This is a genomic window from Streptomyces sp. NPDC091272 (assembly GCF_044757485.1).
In the GTDB taxonomy this organism is placed as follows: domain Bacteria; phylum Actinomycetota; class Actinomycetes; order Streptomycetales; family Streptomycetaceae; genus Streptomyces.
In genome coordinates this window covers 242,262-263,202 of the sequence record NZ_JBIVVC010000007.1, presented here as the reverse complement: position 1 = coordinate 263,202, position 20,941 = coordinate 242,262, and the positions used below count along the sequence as shown (strand labels likewise).

Here is a 20,941-nt window from a genome sequence, read left to right as displayed (position 1 = left end):
AGCGGGCGGGAGCGGGCGGGAATGGGAACGCGGGCAGGGCAGCGGGTGGCGACGGTGCGGGAGGGGCGCTGCGGGCGGCGTGGCGCAGCCGCTGTTATGCGGGATGCTGACACGTGTCACCAGGTGTGGCAAGGGGTCGGAGACGTTCGCTTCGGGAAGCGTTTTTGAACCGCCGGAGGCGTTCGCCTCGGAAGGCCTCTCCGACCTGCCCCGCCGCCGTCCGCCCGGCTACCCCTCCAGCACCCGCGCCCGGCACTGCGCCGGTGTTCCCCAGGCGTCCCGCAGCGGTCTCGCCTTGCGCAGCCACAGCGAGAGGTCCAGTTCCTGGGTGTAGCCGATCGCACCGTGCAACTGGAGCGCCGCGCGGGCCGCCGCGTACGCGGCCTCACCCGTGGCCACCTTCGCCGCCGCGATGTCGGCGGGCGCCGAGCTCAGCGCCGCCCCGTACAGCAGCGGCCGGGCGAACTCGAGCCCGACCATGGTGTCCGCCAGCCGGTGCTTCACCGCCTGGAACGCCCCGATCGGCGTGCCGAACTGGGTGCGCCCGGCCACGTACGACACCGTCCGCGACAGCAGCGTGTCACCGACGCCCAGCACCTGCGCGGCGGTCAGGAAGCGCGCGAAGTGCCGGGCGGCGACGGCCGCTTCGGGCGGGACGGCGACCGGCTCGCCCGCCGCCGGCCGGTACAGCCGCCGCGCCGGGTCCGCCGACCGGTGCGGCCCACCGCCCGGCGGGGCGAGGGCGACCTCCGGTCGCAGGACGAACACGGCGTCGGCGGCGTCCGCGTCCAGCGCGTACCCGCCGTCCTCCGCCAGCGTCACCAGCGCCTCACCCGCCGCGATCCTCGGCAGCCACTCCTTCGCGAGCGGTGAACCGGCCAGCAGCACCGCGGCCGCGGCCGTCTCGACGTACGGCCCGGGAACGGCATGGCGGCCCAACTGGTGGAAGGCCAGCGCGAGTTCCACCGGCAGCACGCCCATCCCCTCGTACGGTTCCGGGACGGCGAGGGCGAGGACGCCCGCGTCGGCGACCCTCGCCCACAGGGCCCGTCCCGGCCCGTGGTCGCCCGCCTCCCACGCCCGTACGACCTCGGGGGTGCCGGCGGCGGACAGCATCGCGTCGAGCGAACGGGCGAAGTCCTGCTGTTCACGGCTGTGCAGGAAGCGCATCAGCGGCGGCCCTTCGGGAGGCCGAGCAGGCGCTCGGCGATGATGTCGCGCTGGATCTCGTTCGTACCGGCGTAGATGGGTCCTGCGAGGGAGAAGAGGTACCCCTGCGCCCAGTCGGTGTCCGCCAGTTCACCGTCGGGGCCCAGGAGGTCGAGGGCGGTCTCGTGCAGGGCGATGTCGTACTCGGACCAGAAGACCTTGTTCAGGCTGGACCCGGCGCCGACGCTCTCCCCGGCGGCGAACCGCGAGGCGCACCCCCAGGTGAACAGCTGGTAGGCGCGCGCACCGATCAGCGCGTCCGCGACCCGGTCGCGGACCGCCGTGTCCGCGGGGTCCGCGTGCGCGCGCCAGTGCGCGGCCAGCCGGTCGGCGGCGGCCAGGAAGCGGCCGGGGGAGCGGAGCATCAGCCCGCGCTCGTTGCCGGTGGTCGACATGGCGATCCGCCAGCCCTGGCCGGCCTCGCCGATGACGTCCCGGTCGGGCACGAAGACCTCGTCGAGGAAGAGCTCCGCGAAGGCGGGCTTGCCGTCCAGGCGCCCGACGGGGCGGACGGTGACACCGGGTGCACGCAGGTCGAACATCAGATACGTCAGTCCGCGGTGCGGCCTGTCCGCGTGCGGGTCGCTGCGGAAGATGCCGAAGGCCCGGTCGGCGAAGGCGGCCCGCGAGGACCAGGTCTTCTGTCCGGAGAGCAGCCAGCCGCCCCGGGTCCGTACCGCGGTCGACCTCAAGGACGCCAGGTCGGACCCGGCCTCCGGCTCGGACCAGGCCTGCGCCCAGACGGTCTGCCCGGTCGCCATGGCGGGCAGGACGCGCGCCCGCTGTTCCGCGGTCCCGTGGTCGAGGAGGGTCGGGGCGAGGAGGTTGATGCCGTTCTGCGAGACCCGGCCGGGCGCACCCGCCGCGAAGTACTCCTCCTCGAAGATCAGCCACCGGAAGATGTCCGCGTCCCGGCCGCCGTACTCGGCCGGCCACGACACCACCGACCAGCGGTCCGCCGCCAGCTCGGCCTCCCACGCGCGGTGCGCGGCGAAGCCCTCCTCGGTTTCGAGGGACGGCAGCGGTTCGGCGGGGACGTGGTCCGCCAGCCAGGCCCGTGCCTTCGCCCTGAAGGCTTCCTGGCCGGCGCTGAGGTCGAGGTCCACGGGGTCAGCCCGCCGACTTCTGCCCGGCGGCGTTCTTCATCGCCGCCACGTCCATCCCGCCCAGCGAGTCCTTCGCCGTCTCCGCGTTGTGCGCGTGCGCGAGGTGGTGCAGGCCGAAGACGGAGTCCATGCCGGTGTGCAGGCCCTGGAGGTCCTCGGCCTGGTTCACGGCGCGCTTGGTGAGGGCGAGTCCGAGCCGGGGCATCTCGGCGATGCGCAGTGCCAGAGCGGCCGTGTGCGAGGCCAGTTCGGCGCGGGGCACCACCCGGTTGACCATCCCCACCTCGTAGGCCCGGAGGGCGCCCATGCGGTCGCCGGTGAACAGGAACTCCTTGGCGACGCGCGGCGGCATCACCCACGGGTGCGCGAAGTACTCGACGCCCGGGATCCCCATCCGTACCACCGGATCGGCGAAGAAGGCGTCGTCGGACGCCACGATCAGGTCGCAGATCCACGCGAGCATCAGCCCGCCCGCCACACAGGCCCCGTGCACGGACGCCACCACAGGCTTCGGCAGCTCGCGCCAGCGCCTGCACATCCCCAGGTACACCTCGGACTCGCGGGCGAACCTGCTCTCCGCCCCCGCCTTGTCCGAGTGGTCCCACCACAGGCCCGCCCGCCGCTCGAAGGGCAGGTGGGCGTCGCGCCCGGGAGTGCCGATGTCGTGCCCGGCACAGAAGTGCTCGCCCGCGCCCGCCAGCACCACCACCTTGACCTCGTCGTCCTCGGCCGCGCGGTAGAAGGCGTCGTCCAGGGCGTAGGTCATCGCGGAGTTCTGGGCGTTGCGGTAGCGGGGCCGGTTGAGCGTGACGTGGGCGACGGGCCCCCGGCGCTCGTACAGCACCGGTTCGGGGCCGCCCGCCTCGGGCGCCGGCGCCGCGGCGGACGTGCGGGAGGTGTCGGACGGGCCGGGGGTCTCGGCTGACATGGTGGAACCATCCTTCCCTAACAAGTGTTTGGTAGGTTAACGTACGGCCATGACAGCGTCGAGCAGTGCACGCGGGCGACTGCTCGGGCTTCCCGAGGAGGTACGGGCGTGAGTGACGCTCCGGCGTACGTGAAGGGGCACGGGCTGCTGGACGGGCGCAGCGCCGTCATCACCGCCGCGGCAGGCGCGGGAATCGGCGGCGCCACCGCGCGCCGCTTCCTGGAGGAAGGGGCGCGGATCGTCATCGGCGACGCGCACGCCCGACGGCTGAAGGAGACGCAGCAGGCGCTCGCCGAGGAGTTCGGGGCCGACCGCGTCACCTCCCTGGTGTGCGACGTCACCGACGAGGGCCAGGTCCAGGCCCTCTTCGCTGAGGCCGCCGAGGCCCACGGCGGCCTCGACCTGGTCGTCAACAACGCCGGGCTAGGCGGTACGGCCGACCTCGTCGACATGACCGACGCGCAGTGGTCCAAGGTCCTGGACGTCACCCTGGGCGGCACCTTCCGCTGCACCAGGGCCGCGCTGCGCGCCATGAAGGAGGCCGGCACGGGAGGCGTCGTCGTCAACAACGCCTCCGTCGTCGGCTGGCGCGCGCAGGCGGGACAGGCCCACTACGCCGCCGCGAAGGCGGGCGTGATGGCGCTCACCCGGTGCGCGGCGATCGAGGCGGCCGGGTTCGGCGTACGCGTCAACGCGGTGGCCCCCAGCCTGGCCATGCACCCGCACCTGGTGAAGGTCACCACCCCCGAACTCCTCGCGGAGCTGACCGAGCGCGAGGCCTTCGGCCGGTACGCCGAGCCGTGGGAGGTCGCCAACGTCATCGTCTTCCTGGCCAGCGGCTACTCCTCGTACATGACCGGGGAGACGGTGGCGGTCAGCAGCCAGCATGCCTGAGCACCCGGGGGCCGGGCGCGGACCGAGAATGGGCCCGTGCCTACCAAGAAGAAGCCCCAGGTGACCGCCTCCCCCCGGCGTCGTCGCGAACTCCTCGACACCGCGGCCGAGGTGTTCGCCGCGCAGGGCTACAACGCCACCACCGTCCGCAAGATCGCCGACGCGGCGGGAATGCTCGCCGGCAGCCTCTACTACCACTTCGATTCCAAGGAATCGATGCTCGACGAGATCCTCTCCACCTTCCTGACCGAGCTCTGGGAGGGGTACGACACCGTGCTGGCCGCCCCGCTGGGGCCCAGGGAGACCATCGAGGCCCTCGTCACCGAGTCCTTCCGGGAGATCGACCGGCACCGCGCCGCCGTCGCCATCTACCAGAAGGAGTCCGGGCACCTGTCCGCCCAGCCCCGCTTCCACTACCTCGCCGACTCGCAGGCCAAGTTCGAGAAGGCCTGGCTCGGCACGCTGGAGCGCGGGGTCGCCGAAGGCGCCTTCCGGGACGAGCTCGACATCCGCCTCACCTACCGCTTCGTGCGCGACACGGTGTGGGTGGCTGCGTCCTGGTACCGGCCCGGCGGACGGCACAGCCCCGAGGAGATCGCCCGCCAGTACCTGTCGATGGTGCTGGACGGGATCGCCGTACGCACCGAGTGAACCCCACCGAAACGGAGCAGCCACCATGGCCGAGGCCTACATCGTCGAAGCGGTACGCACCCCCGTCGGCCGGCGCGGGGGCGGCCTCGGCGCCGTCCACCCCGCCGACCTGGGCGCCCACGTCCTGAAGGCCCTCGTGGAGCGCTCGGGCATCGACCCGGCCGCCGTCGAGGACGTCGTACTCGGCTGCCTGGACACCGTCGGACCGCAGGCGGGCGACATCGCGCGGACGGCCTGGCTGGCGGCCGGCCTCCCGGAGGAGGTGCCGGGCGTGACCGTCGACCGCCAGTGCGGCTCCTCGCAACAGGCGGTCCACTTCGCCGCGCAGGCGGTGCTCTCCGGCACCCAGGACCTGGTCGTCGCGGGCGGCGTCCAGAACATGACCCAGATCCCGATCGCCTTCGCCTCCCGGCAGGCGGCGGAACCCCTCGGCCTCACCGAGGGCCCCTTCCACGGCTCCAGGGGCTGGCGCGCGCGGTACGGCGACGCACCGGTCAACCAGTTCCACGGCGCGCAGCTGATCGCCGAGAAGTGGGGGATCTCGCGGCGCGACATGGAGGAGTTCGCCCTGCGCTCGCACCGGCGGGCGCTGCGGGCGATCGACGAGGGCCGCTTCGCAGCGGAGACGGTCCCCTACGAGGACGTCACCGTGGACGAGGGGCCGCGCCGCGACACCTCGCTGGAGAAGATGGCCGGACTGAAGCCGGTGGTGGCGGGCGGCACGATCACGGCGGCGTGCTCCTCACAGGTCTCCGACGGCGCGGCGGCGATGCTGATCGCCTCCGAACGGGCGGTCCGGGAGCACGGCCTCACCCCGCGCGCCCGCGTCCACCACCTCTCCGCGCGGGGCGAGGACCCGATCCGGATGCTCTCCGCCCCCGTCCCCGCCACCGCGTACGCGGTGAAGAGGACCGGGATGTCGATCCAGGACATCGACCTGGTGGAGATCAACGAGGCGTTCGCCCCGGTCGTCCTCGCCTGGCTCAAGGAGACCGGCGCCGATCCCGGGCGGGTCAACGTCAACGGCGGCGCCATCGCACTCGGCCACCCGCTGGGCGCCACCGGGGTCCGGCTGATGACGACGCTGCTGCACGAGCTGGAGCGCACCGGCGGCCGCTACGGGCTGCAGACCATGTGCGAGGGCGGCGGCCAGGCCAACGTGACGATCATCGAGCGGCTGTAGATCATGAGGCGTCTGACTTGGCACGTTCCACCGCGCGCCCGCCGCGGGGGCGTGCTACGGTAGTGGAGTTGCAGTTTTGGTACCCATGAACTTTATGTGCGCCTGACGAGAACACTTCGACAGGTGCACATTTGTTTTTCCGGTCATTGCCGGTTTCCGGCTCTCCGGATGGGGTCATTGCGGCGACGAGGAATTCGTAAAGTGCGGATTTCCGGCTCTGCCCCTGTTTTAGGAGATACAAAATGGCTACTGGCACCGTGAAGTGGTTCAACTCGGAAAAGGGCTTCGGCTTCATTGAGCAGGACGGCGGCGGCGCCGACGTCTTCGCCCACTACTCCAACATCGCCACCTCGGGCTTCCGCGAGCTCCAGGAGGGCCAGAAGGTTTCCTTCGACGTCACGCAGGGCCAGAAGGGCCCGCAGGCGGAGAACATCGTCCCGGCCTAATCGCCCGGACGCGAACCTCTAGCCGGGGCCCGCACCGTGAAGGTGCGGGTCCCGGCTTGTTGTTGTGTTCGCAGGGCCCGCCGGAGCGCGCGGGCCGCGCCGAGGCCGGTTCCGCCACGGCAACCAGGCTGTCCCCAGGAAGAAGGCAATTACTGCATGACCCGTTTCGAACGATCCTCCACCGAGCGCACCGGCCGTCCGGCGCGCAACCGACCGTCGAGTGCTGCTCCTGCCAGGGGCCGCGGCAAGGCTTCGACGAAGAATTCCGGAAAGGGCCCTGCCCGCCGGTCCACGCCGCCCCAGGGTGAATTCGCACTGCCGGAGTCCCTCACCCCCGCGCTGCCGTCGGTCGAGGCTTTCGAAGCGCTGGACATGCCTGCCGCACTCCTCAAGACCCTCGCCTCGCAGGGGGTGACGGAGCCGTTCCCGATCCAGGGCGCGACGCTGCCGAACTCGCTCGCAGGCCGGGACATCCTGGGCCGCGGACGCACGGGATCCGGCAAGACGCTGGCCTTCGGCCTGGCGCTGCTCGCCCGCACCGCGGGACGACGCGCCGAGCCGCACGCGCCGCTCGCGCTCGTCCTCGTACCGACGCGTGAGCTCGCCCAGCAGGTCACGGACGCGCTGACGCCGTACGCCACCGCCGTCAACCTGCGGTTGACCACGGTCGTCGGCGGCATGTCGCTCACCAAGCAGGCCAACGCGCTGCGCCGGGGCGCGGAAGTGCTCGTCGCCACCCCCGGCCGCCTCAAGGACCTCATCGAGCGGCGTGACGCGCGTCTGGACCAGGTCGCCATCACCGTCCTCGACGAGGCCGACCAGATGGCCGACATGGGCTTCATGCCGCAGGTCGTCGCGCTGCTCAAGCAGGTCGAGCCGGACGGTCAGCGGATGCTGTTCTCCGCGACGCTGGACAAGAACATCGACAAGCTCGTGAAGATGTTCCTGACCGACCCGGTCGTGCACTCGGTGGACCCGTCCGCCGGCGCCGTCACGACGATGGAGCACCACGTGCTCTACGTCATGGACGAGACCGAGAAGAAGGCCGTCGCGGCCCGGATCGCCGCCCGTGAGGGCCGCGTGATCATGTTCGTGGACACCAAGCGTGCCGCCGACCGCTTCGCCAAGCGGCTGCTGGCCGCCGGGGTGTACGCGGCCGCGCTGCACGGCGGCCGTTCCCAGCCGCAGCGCAACCGCACCCTGGAGCAGTTCAAGACCGGCAAGGTCACCGCGCTCGTGGCGACCAACGTGGCGGCCCGCGGCATCCACATCGACGACCTCGACCTCGTCGTGAACGTGGACCCGCCGACCGACCACAAGGACTACCTGCACCGCGGCGGCCGTACCGCCCGCGCGGGTGAGTCCGGATCCGTCGTCACGCTCGTGCTCCCCGAGGAGAAGCGTGAGATGACCCGGCTGATGAGCGACGCGGGCATCGCGCCGCGCACCGCCCGGGTGAAGTCCACCGACGAGGAGCTGGCGTCCATCACGGGCGCCCGCGAGCCGTCCGGTGTCGCCGTGGTCGTCGAGGTGCCGCAGCCGGTGCAGCAGCAGCCCGCGAAGCGCCGCCCGGCCGGTGCCGGCGGCGCGGGCCGTCCGGCCGGCGACGGGCGCAGCAGGACCCGTGGCCGCCGCGGTGGCGGCGCAGGTGCGGGAGCCGCCGGCGCAGCGGCAGGCGGCGCGGCGGCCGGCGGCCGTCCGTCCCGTCCGGCGCGGGCCGGCGGTGGCCAGGGCGGCCAGTCCCGTACGGGCGGCGGCCAGGCGCGTACCGGTGGCGGCCAGTCCCGCGCCGGCGCGGGCCAGGGCGGCCAGTCGCAGCGGCGGCAGGGCGGCGGCCAGGGCGGCCGGCGCACCGCTGCCTGAGCACACGGGGACTTCGCACCGCTGCCTCAGGGTGTGACGTGAGAGGCCGGCCCCGGTCGGCCGACCAGCTGGGTCTGGAGCTTCGCCAGGGTGCGGAGGTCCAGGCCCAGCCCTCTTTTCAGGTACGAGTGCAGGCTGCCGTAGCGCGCCGTCACCTCCGCGAGGGCCGTGTCGAGGTAGTCGTCACGGACCTCCTGGAGCGGGATCAGCAGCTCCGGGTGCTGCATCAGGCCGGCCTGCCTCAGCCCCTCGCGGACCTTCGCGTCGGCGGCGGCCCTGATGGTGTTCGACGCCAGGTAGTCGGCGCGGGCCGTGCGCTCCGGCACGCCGAGGGCGCGCAGCAGCACGTAACTCGTCCAGCCAGAACGGTCCTTGCCCGACGTGCAGTGGAACAGGACCGCCGAGCGGGAGCTGCCGCGGGCGATGTCGCGGAACGTGGCGGCGAACTGCGCGGTGTTCGCGGGGTCGCTGATCAGGGTCCGGTAGACCGACCTCATCAGTGCGGCTCCCTTGCCGCCGCCGAGCGCCGCCTCCTGGCGCACCGGGTCCGCGGTGGCGATCGCCGCCATCATCTGCCCGTACAGACCACTGTCGTTGACGGGCCGCTCCGTCACCGCCAGACCTGGCGGGAGCCGGTCCCGGCCGTCGTACTGCACCTCCACGGGCACCCGGTAGTCGATCACCTTGCCCAGCCGCAGGCCCTTGAGGGTCAGCAGGTCCGGGTCGGTGAGCCTGCCGAGGCCGTCCGCGCGGTAGACGAGGCCGTGGCGGACCGCGCCGCCGCCGTAGGTGCGGTAGCCGCCGACGTCGCGGAAGTTGACCGCCCCCTCCAGCGGAATCAGGCGCGGGGCGCCGACGTGGTGGCCGACGGGCCCGGCCTGCCGGTCGTGCCGCACCTGGACGGTGCCCGGCGCGGGAACCTCGGCGAGAGCGGAGGCGGGTGGTGCGCCGAGGAGGAGGGCGGACACGACCGCCCCGGTGGCCAGGCGGACTCGGTTGCGGCTCATCAGGTCAACTCCTGTTCGGGGAAAGGGAGATCACCCTGGTGTCGGCAGGGCGGGGAGGGTCCGCAGCCGGGCGAGGGTGGTTTCCGCCTCGGCCATGACACGTGCCACCAGCTCGGCGCAGCTCGGCAGGTCGTCGATCACACCCGAGACCTGTCCCGACGCCATCACGCCGAGGTCGGTGCGGCCGTCGACCATCGCGGCCTTCAGCAGCACGGGGGTGTTCGCCGCCAGCAGCACCTGGCTCCAGGACAGGCTCTTGCCGTGTCTCATGGCGATCCCGTCGCGGACCAGCTGGGACCAGGTCAGCCCGGAGAGCTTCCGGAAGGACGCCGCCCGCGCGACCGCGTGCGCCAGCGCCCTCGTACGCCCGGAGCGTTCGAGGGCGTCGACGAGGTCCGAACGGAGCATCCGGTGCGGCAGGCCGTCCACCGCTGTGGTGACGGTGACGTCCTTGACCGTCGCCGCCAGGTACCTGGCCTTCACCGCGTCCGGCACCGTCGAGTCCGAGGTCAGCAGGAAGCGGGTGCCCATGGCGACGCCCGCCGCCCCGTAGGACAGTGCGGCGACCAGGCCGCGGCCGTCGTGGAAGCCGCCCGCGGCGACCACGGGGATGTCGACCGCGTCCACCACCTGCGGCAGCAGCACGGTGGTGGCGACGTCCCCGGTGTGCCCGCCGCCCTCGCCGCCCTGCACGACGACCGCGTCCGCCCCCCACGCGGCGACCTTCTCGGCGTGCCGGCGGGCGCCCACGGACGGGATGACCACGACCCCCGCGTCCTTCAGCTCGGCGATCAGCTCGCGGGACGGGGCGAGGGCGAACGAAGCCACCCGCACGCCCTCGTCGATGATGATCCGCACCCGTTCGCGGGCGTCCCCCGCGTCCGCCCGCAGGTTCACGCCGAAGGGCGCGTCCGTGCGGGACCTGACCTCGCGCACGGCAAGACGCAGCTGCTCGACGGTCATCGTCGCGGAGGCGAGGATGCCGAGCGCGCCCGCGTTCGCCGTCGCCGAGACGAGCCGGGGGCCCGCCACCCACCCCATGCCGGTCTGCACGACGGGGTGGCGGACCCCGACGAGGCGGGTGAGCGCGGTCTCCATCCGGGGTACCGGCTGCTCCGACGTCATACGGGCCGCACCTCCCGGTCGCGGGTGTTCGCCGGGTCGACGACCTCACGGATCAGCCGGAGTTCCTCGGCGTCCGGCGCCCGGGTGTACGGAACGTCGCCTTCCGCGACGGCGAGCGCGAAGCCCGTGGCCTCACGGACCTCGTCGACGCTCACGCCCGGGTGCAGGGACACCAGGCGCATCGAACGGTCCGGCGTCCCGAAGTCGAAGACGCCCAGGTCGCTGACCACCCGCGGCAGCCGGTGGTAGCGCGTCGCGGCGGGCCCGGCCGCCCGCGCGCTGTCGTGACCGACCCCGCAGATCATGTCGACCTTCTCGACGAAGACCCGGGTGGAGTGCTTGGGCACCCAGTAACTGACCGGATTGTTCAAGGTGTTGACCGGTGCGCCGCGCACACCGAGGAGCTGGCGGGCGGGCCGGTGCCAGTCGCCGATGCAGGAGATGTTCTGGTTGCCGAACCGGTCCAGCTGGCTGGCGCCCATCATCACGTGCCGCTTGCCGCCGGTCACCATCGTGAGGTGCTGCCGGTACGGCAGCCAGCCCTCGGGCGTGCCGTCCAGGCCCACGATCAGCGCCTCGCCGTCGGTGAGCAGCAGGTCGGGGGAGAAGGTGCGTTTGGCGAGGCGGGCCCCGATACCGGGGATCAGGCCCATCGGCGCGGCCAGGATCTCGCCGTCGCCGCGCCAGGCCTCGGCGCAGGCGACGACGCAGTACTCGGCGCGGGTGACGTCGGTCAGGGGGTGCGTGCTCACTTCGGCTGCTCCTCGTGCCGGATGCGGTTCGACTGCTCGTCGTGCCGGATGCGGTTCGACTGCTCCTCGTGCCAGCTGCGGACCGCGGCGTGGTACGCCGCCTCGTCGTCGCCGGAGAGGAAACGGGCGGCGAACTCGGGCCAGGGAGTACTCGCGTACGCCTGCTGGAAGGCCTCGTCGCGCTCGTGGTCGGGGGCGCAGGAGGTGAAGTGCGCACCACCGGGGGTCTCCACGACGCCGGTCACGGTCGACCGTTTGACCAGGAGTGTCTGCGGGGCCGCCTCCTTGGTGAGTTCGGCGGTGTCCACCAGGCGCTCGCAGGACATGTACGCCTCGTCAGCCGCCTCGCAGAACAGGTCGTCGAAGTACGGGTCGGGGCCCAGGTACTGGCCGTTGCCCAGGCGGTCCGCGCGGTTCATGTGGACCAGGGCGGCGTCCAGGCGCAGAGCGGGCATCGCGACGAGGCTCTCGCCGTCCTCGTACGGGGAGGTGACCGTCCGCAGGCCGGGGTTGACGCGCATGACGTCGGAGCCGAGACCGGCCCGGACGGGCAGGAACGGGAGCCGGTTCGCGGCGGCGTGCAGGCCCCACATGAGCATGGCCTCGTCGACCTCGGTCAGTTCGAGGGTGCCCTGCTGGCGGGCGGTGCGGAAGTGCGGTTCGAGCGCGATGGTGTCGAGCGTCGCGAACGCCGTGACCAGCTTGCGGATCCTGCCCGCGGCGGCGAGCAGGCCGACGTCGGGCCCGCCGTACGAGACGACGGTGAGCCCGGTGAGCTCGCTGCGCAGGATCGCGCGCACCAGGGCCATCGGCTTGCGGCGCGAACCCCATCCGCCGATGCCGAGGGTCATGCCGTCGCGCAGGCGGGAGACGACCTCGTCGGGGGTCATCGTCTTGTCGGTCATGCGGTGCTCTCCTCGGTGCCCTCGTTGCTCTCGCTGCTCGTGCTCCTGCCGCCGTTGCCGCCGTCCGCCGCGCTCCGGCCGAAGCCGGCGCGGATGCGGTCCGCGGCGCCGCTGAGGTTGGCCTCGAAGGTGAAGCCCTGCTCGAAGCGGTAGCTGCGGCGTACGTCCACGGGGTCGATACCGTTGATGGCGGCCTTCGCGAGACGGATCAGGGAGCCGTCCTTGAGTGCGATCTCGTGCGCCAACGCCAGTGCCGCGTCCCGTAGTTCGGCGCGTGGTACGACCTTCCAGACCGAGCCGTGGTGGTGCAGCTCCCGCGCGCTGACGGTGCGCGAGGTGTAGTACAGGGCGCGCATCAGGTGCTGCGGGACCAGCCGGGACAGGTGGGTGGCGGCGCCGAGCGCACCCCGGTCCAGCTCGGGCAGGCCGAAGGTGGCGTCGTCGGAGGCGACGACGGCGTCCGCGTTGCCGACCAGGCCGATGCCGCCGCCGAGACAGTGGCCCTCGACCGCCGCGACGACCGGGACCTCGCACTCGTACACCGCGGCGAAGGCCTCCGCGCAGCCGCTGTTGGCGCCGAGCAGGGCCTGGTGGCCGCCGCCGGCCGCGCTCTCGCGCTGCATCTCCTTGATGTCGACGCCCGCGTTGAAGCCGCGGCTGCCCGGCGGGGCGGTGAGGACGACGCAGCGCACGTCCGGGTCGCGGCCCGCGGCGCGCACCGCGTCGGCCAACTCGTACCAGCCGTGTACGGGCAGCGCGTTGACCGGTGGGAAGTCGGCGGTGACGACGACGACGGCTTTTTCGGGCCGGGAGGTGGAGACACCCATGAGCGGATCAGCTACCTTTCCACCAAACATTTGTTAGGTGCGTGCTGGGTCAGGAAGGTAGCAGCGAATGGAGCTGGACGGGAGGGTCGCCGTCGTCACAGGTGGCACCCGGGGGGTCGGCGCGGGCATCGCGCGGGCCTTCCTGGCGGCCGGGGCACGGGTGGTGGTCTGTGCCCGCAGACCGCCGGACGAACCGGTCGAAGTGGCGCACGGCAAGGCCGAGTTCAGACCGGTCGACCTGCGGGACCCGGTGGCCGTGGGGGAGTTCTTCGCCGGTGTCGCGCAGACGTACGGACGCCTGGACGTACTGGTCAACAACGCGGGCGGCGCCCCCTACCGGCTGCTGGGGAACGGCGACGCCGCCCGGCACACCAGAGTGATCGAGCTGAACCTCCTCGCGCCGATGACGGCGTCGCTGGCGGCGTACGCGTACCTGAAGGAGGCACACGGCTCGGTCGTGATGATCGGCAGCGTGAGCGGCACCCGGCCCTCCCCCGGCACGGCCGCCTACGGGGCGGCGAAGGCGGGACTTGAGAACCTCGCGCGGACGATGGCGGTGGAGTGGGCGCCGGAGGTACGGGTGAACACGCTGGTCCTCGGGATGGTCAGGACCGAACTCTCGCATCTGCACTACGGGGACGAGGCGGGTCTCGCCGCGGTCGGCAGGACCGTTCCGGCGGGGCGGCTCGCGGAGCCGTCGGAGATCGGGGACGCGGCGGTCTTCCTCGCCTCGCCGAAGGCGGCGTACATCAGCGGGGCGTCGCTGCTGGTGCACGGCGGTGGCGAACGCCCCGCCTTTCTGGACGCCGCGCAGGTGAACAGGGTTCCGGACACCGCGCAGGTGAACAGGGTTCCGGACACCGCGCACGTGCACAAGATTGCGGACACCGCGCACGTGCACAAAACGCCGGACACCGCGCACGTGGACAAGCCGAAGGAGAGCTGAGATGACGGGAATCGCCGAAGGCCGAGTGGTGGTCGTGACGGGCGCGGGGCGGGGGCTGGGCCGGGCCCACGCGCTGGCCTTCGCCGCGGCGGGCGCGAAGGTCGTCGTCAACGACCTCGGCGTGGCCGCGGACGGCGCGGGCGCCTCGCAAGGACCTGCGCACGACGTCGTCGCTGCCATCCGTGCGGCGGGCGGCGAAGCGCTCGCGCACGGCGGCGACATCGCGACGGCACAGGGGGCTGCCTCCCTGGTCACGACGGCGGTGGAGGAGTTCGGCGCGATCGACACCCTGGTCAACAACGCGGGCTTCCTGCGCGACCGGATGCTGGTCAACATGGAGGAGGACGACTGGGACGCGGTCGTAAGGGTCCATCTGACGGGCCACTTCCTGCCGTTGAAGTACGCGGCGCAGTGGTGGCGGGCGGAGGCGAAGGCTGGGCGGCGGCGGAGTGCCCGGGTCGTCAACACCAGTTCGGGGGCGGGTCTGCTGGGCAGCGTCGGGCAGGGCAACTACTCGGCCGCGAAGGCCGGCATCGTGGGCCTGACACTGGTCGCGTCGGCGGAGCTGGGGCGCTACGGCGTCCAGGTCAACGCCCTCGCACCGGCGGCCCGCACCCGTATGACGGAAGCCACCTTCGCGGACACGATGGCGGCGCCGGAAGAGGGCTCGGGGGCCTTCGACGCCATGGCCCCCGAGAACGTCTCACCGCTGGTGGTGTGGCTCGGCTCGGACGGCTCCGCCGGGGTCACCGGCCGGGTCTTCGAGGCGGAGGCGGGCCGGATCACGGTGATGGAGGGCTGGCGCCCGGGACCGACGATCGACAAGGCCGGCCGCTGGACCCCGCAGGAAGCCGGCGAGGCGACACGAAAGCTCTTGGGCGAGGCGGTGGCGCCGGGGGCGGTCTACGGGGCGGGGGAGTAGAGGGGGAATGGAGTGGGGGAGCGGGGGGGGGGGGGGGCGGCTGGAGGCGCCCCGTCGGCCGCGGCAGCTGTTCGCGGGCCGGCCCCTCCCGGGTTCACCTGCCGCGGCGGTGTCTGACGTTCACGGCCGAGGCCTTCGCCACCGCCACCGGGCTCAGGAACCGCAGCGGGCCTATCAGCCGGGACGCGAACAGGTGCATGTGCCGGGCCATCGACGCGTCGCGCGCCGCCGCCGAGAACATCAGCCGCTCCAGGGCGTTGAACGGCCGGGACGTCGCGAAGTCGGCCGCCAGGAGCTGGTGGCCCCGCAGCCGGCGCCCGTGGCCGCGCGCATAGGTCAGGAGCGCCCGGTCGAGATCGCCCCCGTCGGCCGCCGCACGTGCGACCGCCCGAGCCAGCCACTGCGCGGACTGCAGGGCCCACCCGCACCCCACCCCCCACAGCGGATCGCCGGTGAGTGCCGCGTCCCCGACGAGCGCGACCCCCGGCGCCGTCGGCCTCCTGCTGTGCAGGGGGTAGTCGACCATGCCGGTGATCTTCGTGATGCGCTCGGCCGAGTCCACGGGCGGCGCATCGGGCAGCGCGCGGACGAAGGCGAGGAAGCTGCCCTCCAGGTCCTCCCGGAAGGCGGGCAGCCGCTTCTTGTCCGGGAGCACCGCCAGGACCGTCACCCCGTCGTCGTTGGGAAGGGCGTACGCCATGTCCGGTTCCAGGAACCACGCGTGGCTGCTCCCGTCACGCAGCGGAAGACCGCGGTAGTACGCGAGGTAGCCGAAGCGCGCGTTCTCGTGCTGTCGCGTCCGCAGGCCCGCGCACCTCGCCACCACCGAGTCCTTGCCGTCGGCGCCGACCACCAGCCGGGCCCGGATCTCCACGTCACCGTGGGGCGTCGTCGCGCGCACCCCCACGACCCGCCCGCCCTCCTTCGTCAGCCCGGTCACCTGGTGGCCCAGGAGCAGGTCGACGCCCGGGGTCTGCGCCGCACTGGATCTGATCAGCGGATCGAGGATGCTGCGCCGGATGTTGTACCCGTACGGCAGCCCGGGACCCGCCGTGGCCGCCCTCGGTTCGATCCACCCCCAACGGGTGTACCAGCGCGCCTGGTTGCGCACTGCGCCCGCTCTCTCCAGCGCGGGCACGAGGCCGAGTTCGTCCAGCACCGGATAGGCGCAGGCCTGGAGGGAGTGGGTGCACAGGACCTTGTACGCGGCGACGTCCGCGCGGCGTTCCAGCAGTGCGACGCGGACGCCGCGGCGAGCGAGCAGGATCGCGGCGGCGCTGCCGGCGAGGCCGGCCCCGCCGATGACGACGTCGTACTCATGTCCCGCGCTCTCAGGCTTGCTCATGCGCCGAACGCTCCCTTCGGGTGGTGTCCCGCCCGTCTGTGTACCTCCTTTCTTCCCTTTCCCCGCCGGTGGGAAAGCCGTGACCCCCCGACCCGGACCTGCGCGTGGAGGTCACCTGTGACTGATGCGGAGAAGGTGAACGTCCGGGGAATACGAGGGAGTTGGCGTTGACCGCGGCCCGCTCCCCGCGCATCAATGAACACATGCGAATCCCCCCACGAATCGCCGTCATCGGCGGTGCCCTCGCCCTCACGTCCACCCTCTTCGCAGGTGGCGCCGCCACCGCTGCGGCCCCCGTCGCCTTCGCAGCCCCGGTCTCCGCCGGCGTCGCGGCCCACGCCCCCGCGGGCATCACCGCGGTCGGTGACATCTGCTACTCCGCACTGCCCTCCCAGGCCCACGACACCCTGGAACTCATCGACAAGGGCGGCCCCTACCCGTACGAGCAGGACGGGACGGTCTTCCAGAACCGCGAGGGCATCCTGCCGAGCCAGAGCACCGGCTACTACCACGAGTACACCGTCGTCACCCCCGGCTCGCCCACCCGCGGCGCCAAGCGCATCGTGACGGGTGACGAGGCGCAGGAGGACTACTACACCGCCGACCACTACGAGTCGTTCGACCTGGTCGACCACGGCTGCTGACCGACCGGGTACGACCGCCCGCGGGCCGTGGGCCGGCCGACGGGGTCAGTGCAGGCGCGCGGGAGTCCACTCCAGCCGGAGCCTTGCCCTCTCGTCCGGTACGTGGCGGACGGCGTCCCGCGCGATCCGGCGCGCGGCCCCGTCGGGACGGTCGTCCACCAGCACCCGCAGCAACGCGTCCACCGCCCGCGCGTCCCCCCGCACGGCGAGAGCGCGGGCGGCCTCGGCGTAAGCGGGGTCGGTGGGGGAGAGGGGATCCGGCGCCCGTTCCTCCACCTGCTCCGCCAGTGCGTCCCGGACCCGTTCCGTGTTCCCGCCAGCCCGTGCCAGCGCGGTGATCGCCTCCCGCCGGACCCGGAGTTCGTCGTCCCCGGCGAGCGTGAGCAACGCCGACACGGCGGACGAACCGGCCTCCTCGTACGGGCCGAACCGCCCCAGCGCCACCGCCACCCGCTCCCGTATCCCCGCGTCCCGGTGCCCCGCGTGCCGCAGGACCTCCGGCAGCCCCGACGCGTCGGCGTGGCGGCCCAACGCCCGTATCGCCGCCCGGGTGAGGGCCGAGGGGCCCTCCCGCCGCGCCAGCCCCCGCAGCAGCGGCACCGCGTCCGCCGCCTGCGCCGCCCGAGCCAGTACGTCCGCCGCGAAGGTCTGGAGCAGGTCCGGTGAACTCTCCGCACACCACGCCCCGGCCGCCCGCAGCGTGTGCGCGTCCGCGCGCTGCCACAGCACGGCCACCGACTCCCGCCAGTCGTTGCCCTCCGGCATCCCCGACCGGACCGCCCGCTGCGCCAGCACCTCGGCAGGCGTCCCGACGCCGAGCACGCACTCCAGCCGGGTGACCACCGCGGCGTGGCCCGACTGCTGCTCCTCCCGCGCCACCGGCCGGCCGTCCCGCAACAGCTCGACAAGCACGGTCGTACCACCTTCCTCGGTCACCTCACGGGCCACGAACTCGTCGCCGTCCCGCGCCCCGTAGGTCCTTTCCAGACCCTCCCGTACCGCGGGCTCCACATCCTTTTCCAGCCATCGGCGCGCCTCCTCCAGCGCCGCCTCCCGGGCCGTCGCCCGGTGCCGCAGCAGTGCCCGCACCGTCGCCGGGGAACCCCGCCGCGCCGCCAGCACCAGCGGCGGCTCACCGCCGGGACCCGGCAGGTCCGGATCGGCGCCGTGCGCCAGCAGCACCTCCGCCGTCGCGGCCCGGCCGCGGCCCGCCGCCCACGCCAGCGCCGTGAACCCGAGGTCCTCGCGCAGGTCCGGCCGCGCCCCCGCCGCCAGCAGGGCCCGCGCGACCTCGGTGTGGCCGCCCACCGCCGCCGCGCACAGCGGCAGGTCCCCGCCCGACGGGCCGCCCGGCCGGTCGGGATCCGCGCCCGCCGCGAGCAACAGCCGCACCGCGCCGGGGCGGTCGTGCGCCGCCGCCTGGTAGAGCACGGTCGTCCCGTCCTCGTCGGTGGCCTCTGCCGGGGCGCCCGCCCGAAGCAGCCGTACAACAGCGTCGTCCTCGTCACCGTGCACAGCCTCGAACAGGTCCCGCAGGCCCGCTGTCGGCTTGTCGTCCATCCTTCGACCCTACGCGCCCCGCCGGCCATCGCCGCAGCTCAGGTGTTACGCGGACCGGACGGGCGGGAGGGGCGCACGAGGCGGCCCCCCCGGGGGGGGCAGGCTCAGGTGTCGCAGGCCAGCACCGTGCGGCACAGGCCGCAGCGGGCCCGCAGTTCGCCGCGCACCGGCACCCGCAGCCGCTGGTGGCACGTCGGGCACGGGAACGAGACGCGCAGCGCGCCCGGTTCCCCCTCGAAGGCGTACGGCGCGAGGGGGCCGGGCCGGCCCGTACCGCCGTGCTCCTGTGCCTGCCGCCGGTCCTTGGCGTACCGGTGTCCGGCGAGCCGGCCCGCCGCGGCGAGCGGCGGCTGCCGGGCGTCCCGGCGCGCCTGCGTCATGCCCTTCGTGTACGCGGCGTAGGCCTCGGCGCTCGTGAACCAGGGAGAAGGATCCTCGTCGAACGCGAGCGCCCGCTTGGCCAGCACGTACCCGAACTCCTCCGGTGTGAGGTAGCCCAGTTTCTGGCTGGACGCCCCGTCCTGCCGGAACGCGTCGAGCAGCAGCCAGCCCGCGCCGAGGTACGTCGTCACCGTGTCGGTGAGGATCTCGTTGTCGCGGGTGCCGGGGAAGGACAGGTCGAGGCGGTGCAGCAGGACATGGGTGATCTCGTGCGCGAGCGCGGCGCCGATGTCGGTGCGATGGCCGCGGAACCGTTCGTTCAGCTCGATGAAGTACTCCGGCCCCGCCGCCAGTTCGACGCCTGCCGCGTGCTCCATCTCCCGGAAGCTCACGATCATCCGGGCGTCGGGCAGGTGCAGGTGGGAGACGAGGGCGCGAGCCACCCGCTGGGCGCCCAGGTGCGGGTCCTCGTCGGCGGAGAAGCCCACGTCGACGGGCAGGACGCTGTGCGCGTACGACCGCACCCCGTCCTCGCCGATCCGCCGGTACAGCGCGGTCAGTGCCGAGCGCACCGTCGCCAGGTGCGGGAAGCCGTGTTCCACTTCGCTGCCGATGGTCATCCGGGCCCCTCCGTGCTGAAGATTCTGCGGTCCTCGTCGGCTGGCCGAAAAGGACTCCTTGTCGGACGCCCGGTCAGCTCCACATAATCCAACGGCACGTTGACGGGCTCATGCCAGCTCTCTGCCGGCCTGTGTCTGCGTTGCGTCGGTATGTGCTCCTCGCTCAACTGCGCTCCCTTTTCACCCCCCACGAAAGGCACTCCGTTGAAGAACGTACTCCGTGCCCTCAAGAGATGCGCCGTCATAGGCGCCGTCGCCCTCGCCGCGGTCAGCATCCAACCCGCCGGTGCCTCCGCGAGCGCCCCCGCCCCCGCCGACCCCCAGCCCGTCGTCGGAGGAACGCGCGCCGCCCAGGGCGAGTTCCCGTTCATGGTGCGACTGTCGATGGGCTGCGGCGGCGCCCTGTACGCCAAGGACATCGTCCTGACCGCCGCCCACTGCGTGAGCGGCTCCGGCAACAACACCTCCATCACCGCCACCGGCGGCGTCGTGGACCTCCAGAGCGCGAGCGCGGTCAAGGTCAAGTCCACCAAGGTCCTCCAGGCCCCGGGCTACAACGGCAGCGGCAAGGACTGGGCACTCATCAAGCTCGCCAAGCCGATCAACCAGCCGACCCTGAAGATCGCCACCAACACCTCCTACAACTCCGGCACCTTCACCGTCGCCGGCTGGGGTGCGAACCGCGAGGGCGGCGCCCAGCAGCGTTACCTCCTCAAGGCCCAGGTGCCGTTCGTCTCCGACGCGTCGTGCAAGTCGTCGTACAGCGATCTGATCCCCGGCGAGGAGATCTGCGCCGGGTACGCGCAGGGCGGTACGGACACCTGCCAGGGTGACTCGGGCGGCCCGATGTTCCGCAAGGACAACGCGGGCGCGTGGATCCAGGTCGGCATCGTGAGCTGGGGCAACGGATGCGCCCGCCCGAACTACCCCGGCGTCTACACCGAGGTCTCCACGTTCGCCTCGGCGATCGCACAGGCGGCGGCGGGACTTTAGGGCCTGGCGTCCAGCGGGTGGGCCCGGGGCCTTGTGTCCCGGCGGGTCCGGGGGCCTTGCGTCCCGGTGGTTCCGGACCTTGCGCCCCGGTGGGTCCGGGATTTGCGTCCCGGTGGACCCGGTCCGCGGGGCTGGGCCCGGGGCCGGGGGTCGGGACACCCGGCTCCGGGCCCCGGCCTCAGGTCCGGTCGGGACCGGGGCGCCCGGTTCCGGGCCCCGGCCTCGGGACAGGTCGGGGTCGGGACAGGCCGGGGTCGGGACACCCTGGCTCCGGGTCAGGGTCGGGTCGGGACGCCTGGCTCCGGGCTCGGCCGCAGGTCAGGCCGGGGCCGGGGCGCCCGGCCCCGGTCCCGATCTGCGAACGTGCCGGTCCCGATCTGCGAACGTGCCGGCCCCGATCTGTGAACGTGCCGGCCCCGATCTGTGAACGTGCCGGTCCCGATCCGCGAACGTGCCTGCCCCGGCCCGCGTCCGGCCGGGCCCGTCCCCTCACCGGGGCGGCCCCGGCCGCACCCACGGCCGGGGCCGGCCCCGGGCCGGAGGGGGCCTGGTCGCACGCACGGCCGGGGCCGGTCCCGAGTCGGCGGGCCCGGCCGCACGGCTGGCCGGTCCTGGCCCGCACCCGCTCCGGTCC

At 73.1% G+C, this 20,941-nt stretch carries 20 protein-coding genes; 9 read left to right on the top strand and 11 right to left on the bottom strand.

Annotation, left to right across the window (positions count from 1 at the left end):
• Nucleotides 1-228: 228 nt before the first annotated feature.
• The 3 genes from ACIQM4_RS21370 to ACIQM4_RS21360 are packed head-to-tail and all read right to left on the bottom strand — an operon-like array spanning nucleotide 229 to nucleotide 3,243.
• Nucleotides 229-1,170 carry an acyl-CoA dehydrogenase family protein gene (locus ACIQM4_RS21370; RefSeq protein ID WP_401593737.1) on the bottom strand — a complete coding sequence of 314 codons (942 nt, stop codon included), beginning with the start codon at nucleotides 1,168-1,170 and terminating at the stop codon, nucleotides 229-231.
• Nucleotides 1,170-2,315 carry an acyl-CoA dehydrogenase family protein gene (locus tag ACIQM4_RS21365; protein ID WP_401593735.1) on the bottom strand — a complete coding sequence of 382 codons (1,146 nt, stop codon included), beginning with the start codon at nucleotides 2,313-2,315 and terminating at the stop codon, nucleotides 1,170-1,172. Before ACIQM4_RS21365 ends, ACIQM4_RS21370 begins: the two co-directional genes overlap by 1 nt.
• Before the next feature lie 4 nt (nucleotides 2,316-2,319).
• A complete protein-coding gene (locus ACIQM4_RS21360; RefSeq protein ID WP_401593733.1) occupies nucleotides 2,320-3,243 on the bottom strand; it encodes an enoyl-CoA hydratase in 924 nt (307 codons plus the stop codon).
• A 108-nt stretch (nucleotides 3,244-3,351) separates the two neighbouring features.
• Here ACIQM4_RS21360 and ACIQM4_RS21355 point away from each other — a divergent pair, with 108 nt between their 5' ends.
• From ACIQM4_RS21355 to ACIQM4_RS21335, 5 genes are all read left to right on the top strand, one after another.
• Complete coding sequence (locus tag ACIQM4_RS21355; RefSeq protein ID WP_401593730.1) at nucleotides 3,352-4,137, top strand: SDR family oxidoreductase; 786 nt, start codon at nucleotides 3,352-3,354, stop codon at nucleotides 4,135-4,137.
• 36 nt (nucleotides 4,138-4,173) lie between these two features.
• Nucleotides 4,174-4,788 (top strand): TetR/AcrR family transcriptional regulator, encoded by a 615-nt coding sequence (locus tag ACIQM4_RS21350; RefSeq protein ID WP_401593727.1) that lies wholly within the window; start codon nucleotides 4,174-4,176, stop codon nucleotides 4,786-4,788.
• 25 nt (nucleotides 4,789-4,813) lie between these two features.
• A complete protein-coding gene (locus tag ACIQM4_RS21345) occupies nucleotides 4,814-5,971 on the top strand; it encodes an acetyl-CoA C-acetyltransferase (protein ID WP_401593724.1) in 1,158 nt (385 codons plus the stop codon).
• A 242-nt stretch (nucleotides 5,972-6,213) separates the two neighbouring features.
• A complete protein-coding gene (locus ACIQM4_RS21340; RefSeq protein WP_003969786.1) occupies nucleotides 6,214-6,417 on the top strand; it encodes a cold-shock protein in 204 nt (67 codons plus the stop codon).
• 156 nt (nucleotides 6,418-6,573) lie between these two features.
• Nucleotides 6,574-8,280 carry a DEAD/DEAH box helicase gene (locus ACIQM4_RS21335; protein ID WP_401593721.1) on the top strand — a complete coding sequence of 569 codons (1,707 nt, stop codon included), beginning with the start codon at nucleotides 6,574-6,576 and terminating at the stop codon, nucleotides 8,278-8,280.
• A 26-nt stretch (nucleotides 8,281-8,306) separates the two neighbouring features.
• Here the strand turns inward: ACIQM4_RS21335 and ACIQM4_RS21330 are convergent, their stop codons facing one another.
• From ACIQM4_RS21330 to ACIQM4_RS21310, 5 genes are read right to left on the bottom strand one after another with little or no spacing between them, the layout of a single operon-like run.
• Nucleotides 8,307-9,287, bottom strand: a complete 981-nt coding sequence (locus ACIQM4_RS21330; RefSeq protein ID WP_401593719.1) for a tyrosine-protein phosphatase — start codon at nucleotides 9,285-9,287, stop codon at nucleotides 8,307-8,309.
• Nucleotides 9,288-9,317: 30 nt separating this feature from the next.
• Entirely contained in the window at nucleotides 9,318-10,385 is a 1,068-nt protein-coding gene (locus ACIQM4_RS21325; RefSeq protein WP_401594165.1) for an NAD(P)H-dependent flavin oxidoreductase, read from the bottom strand.
• 23 nt (nucleotides 10,386-10,408) lie between these two features.
• Nucleotides 10,409-11,164, bottom strand: coding sequence for a CoA-transferase subunit beta (locus ACIQM4_RS21320; protein ID WP_401593717.1), 756 nt, complete (start codon nucleotides 11,162-11,164; stop codon nucleotides 10,409-10,411).
• Nucleotides 11,161-12,069 carry a CoA transferase subunit A gene (locus tag ACIQM4_RS21315; RefSeq protein ID WP_401593714.1) on the bottom strand — a complete coding sequence of 303 codons (909 nt, stop codon included), beginning with the start codon at nucleotides 12,067-12,069 and terminating at the stop codon, nucleotides 11,161-11,163. The genes ACIQM4_RS21320 and ACIQM4_RS21315 overlap by 4 nt, the downstream gene beginning before the upstream one ends.
• On the bottom strand, nucleotides 12,066-12,896 hold the full coding sequence (locus ACIQM4_RS21310) for an enoyl-CoA hydratase family protein (protein ID WP_401593711.1): 831 nt from the start codon (nucleotides 12,894-12,896) through the stop codon (nucleotides 12,066-12,068). The genes ACIQM4_RS21315 and ACIQM4_RS21310 overlap by 4 nt, the downstream gene beginning before the upstream one ends.
• 67 nt (nucleotides 12,897-12,963) lie before the next feature.
• On the opposite strand from ACIQM4_RS21310, the gene ACIQM4_RS21305 reads away from it, so the two are divergent.
• Both ACIQM4_RS21305 and ACIQM4_RS21300 read left to right on the top strand, forming a co-directional pair.
• A complete protein-coding gene (locus ACIQM4_RS21305; RefSeq protein WP_401593708.1) occupies nucleotides 12,964-13,842 on the top strand; it encodes an SDR family oxidoreductase in 879 nt (292 codons plus the stop codon).
• A gap of 1 nt (nucleotide 13,843) precedes the next feature.
• Nucleotides 13,844-14,764 (top strand): SDR family oxidoreductase, encoded by a 921-nt coding sequence (locus tag ACIQM4_RS21300; protein ID WP_401593706.1) that lies wholly within the window; start codon nucleotides 13,844-13,846, stop codon nucleotides 14,762-14,764.
• A gap of 94 nt (nucleotides 14,765-14,858) precedes the next feature.
• On the opposite strand, the gene ACIQM4_RS21295 is transcribed toward ACIQM4_RS21300, so the two are convergent.
• Entirely contained in the window at nucleotides 14,859-16,109 is a 1,251-nt protein-coding gene (locus ACIQM4_RS21295; RefSeq protein ID WP_401593703.1) for an NAD(P)/FAD-dependent oxidoreductase, read from the bottom strand.
• A 203-nt stretch (nucleotides 16,110-16,312) separates the two neighbouring features.
• On the opposite strand from ACIQM4_RS21295, the gene ACIQM4_RS21290 reads away from it, so the two are divergent.
• Nucleotides 16,313-16,753, top strand: coding sequence for a ribonuclease domain-containing protein (locus ACIQM4_RS21290; RefSeq protein ID WP_401593700.1), 441 nt, complete (start codon nucleotides 16,313-16,315; stop codon nucleotides 16,751-16,753).
• Nucleotides 16,754-16,798: 45 nt separating this feature from the next.
• Here ACIQM4_RS21290 and ACIQM4_RS21285 read toward each other — a convergent pair whose 3' ends face one another.
• Both ACIQM4_RS21285 and ACIQM4_RS21280 read right to left on the bottom strand, forming a co-directional pair.
• Nucleotides 16,799-18,313 carry an ankyrin repeat domain-containing protein gene (locus ACIQM4_RS21285; protein WP_401593698.1) on the bottom strand — a complete coding sequence of 505 codons (1,515 nt, stop codon included), beginning with the start codon at nucleotides 18,311-18,313 and terminating at the stop codon, nucleotides 16,799-16,801.
• Nucleotides 18,314-18,417: 104 nt separating this feature from the next.
• Nucleotides 18,418-19,314, bottom strand: a complete 897-nt coding sequence (locus ACIQM4_RS21280; protein ID WP_401593695.1) for a hypothetical protein — start codon at nucleotides 19,312-19,314, stop codon at nucleotides 18,418-18,420.
• A 204-nt stretch (nucleotides 19,315-19,518) separates the two neighbouring features.
• On the opposite strand from ACIQM4_RS21280, the gene ACIQM4_RS21275 reads away from it, so the two are divergent.
• Nucleotides 19,519-20,307 carry a S1 family peptidase gene (locus tag ACIQM4_RS21275; RefSeq protein WP_401593693.1) on the top strand — a complete coding sequence of 263 codons (789 nt, stop codon included), beginning with the start codon at nucleotides 19,519-19,521 and terminating at the stop codon, nucleotides 20,305-20,307.
• The last annotated feature ends 634 nt before the right edge of the window (nucleotides 20,308-20,941 follow it).

Excerpts from the sequence above, each read along its gene's own strand:
- ACIQM4_RS21340 (WP_003969786.1), top strand. The coding sequence starts at position 6,214 with ATGGCTACTGGCACCGTGAAGTGGTTCAACTCGGAAAAGGGCTTCGGC.
- ACIQM4_RS21300 (WP_401593706.1), top strand. The coding sequence starts at position 13,844 with ATGACGGGAATCGCCGAAGGCCGAGTGGTGGTCGTGACGGGCGCGGGG.
- ACIQM4_RS21315 (WP_401593714.1), bottom strand. The coding sequence starts at position 12,069 with ATGACCGACAAGACGATGACCCCCGACGAGGTCGTCTCCCGCCTGCGC.
- ACIQM4_RS21330 (WP_401593719.1), bottom strand. The coding sequence starts at position 9,287 with ATGAGCCGCAACCGAGTCCGCCTGGCCACCGGGGCGGTCGTGTCCGCC.
- ACIQM4_RS21280 (WP_401593695.1), bottom strand. The coding sequence starts at position 19,314 with ATGACCATCGGCAGCGAAGTGGAACACGGCTTCCCGCACCTGGCGACG.
- ACIQM4_RS21305 (WP_401593708.1), top strand. The coding sequence starts at position 12,964 with ATGGAGCTGGACGGGAGGGTCGCCGTCGTCACAGGTGGCACCCGGGGG.
- ACIQM4_RS21335 (WP_401593721.1), top strand. The coding sequence starts at position 6,574 with ATGACCCGTTTCGAACGATCCTCCACCGAGCGCACCGGCCGTCCGGCG.
- ACIQM4_RS21360 (WP_401593733.1), bottom strand. The coding sequence starts at position 3,243 with ATGTCAGCCGAGACCCCCGGCCCGTCCGACACCTCCCGCACGTCCGCC.
- ACIQM4_RS21290 (WP_401593700.1), top strand. The coding sequence starts at position 16,313 with ATGCGAATCCCCCCACGAATCGCCGTCATCGGCGGTGCCCTCGCCCTC.
- ACIQM4_RS21325 (WP_401594165.1), bottom strand. The coding sequence starts at position 10,385 with ATGGAGACCGCGCTCACCCGCCTCGTCGGGGTCCGCCACCCCGTCGTG.
- ACIQM4_RS21285 (WP_401593698.1), bottom strand. The coding sequence starts at position 18,313 with ATGGACGACAAGCCGACAGCGGGCCTGCGGGACCTGTTCGAGGCTGTG.
- ACIQM4_RS21310 (WP_401593711.1), bottom strand. The coding sequence starts at position 12,896 with ATGGGTGTCTCCACCTCCCGGCCCGAAAAAGCCGTCGTCGTCGTCACC.
- ACIQM4_RS21370 (WP_401593737.1), bottom strand. The coding sequence starts at position 1,170 with ATGCGCTTCCTGCACAGCCGTGAACAGCAGGACTTCGCCCGTTCGCTC.
- ACIQM4_RS21295 (WP_401593703.1), bottom strand. The coding sequence starts at position 16,109 with ATGAGCAAGCCTGAGAGCGCGGGACATGAGTACGACGTCGTCATCGGC.
- ACIQM4_RS21345 (WP_401593724.1), top strand. The coding sequence starts at position 4,814 with ATGGCCGAGGCCTACATCGTCGAAGCGGTACGCACCCCCGTCGGCCGG.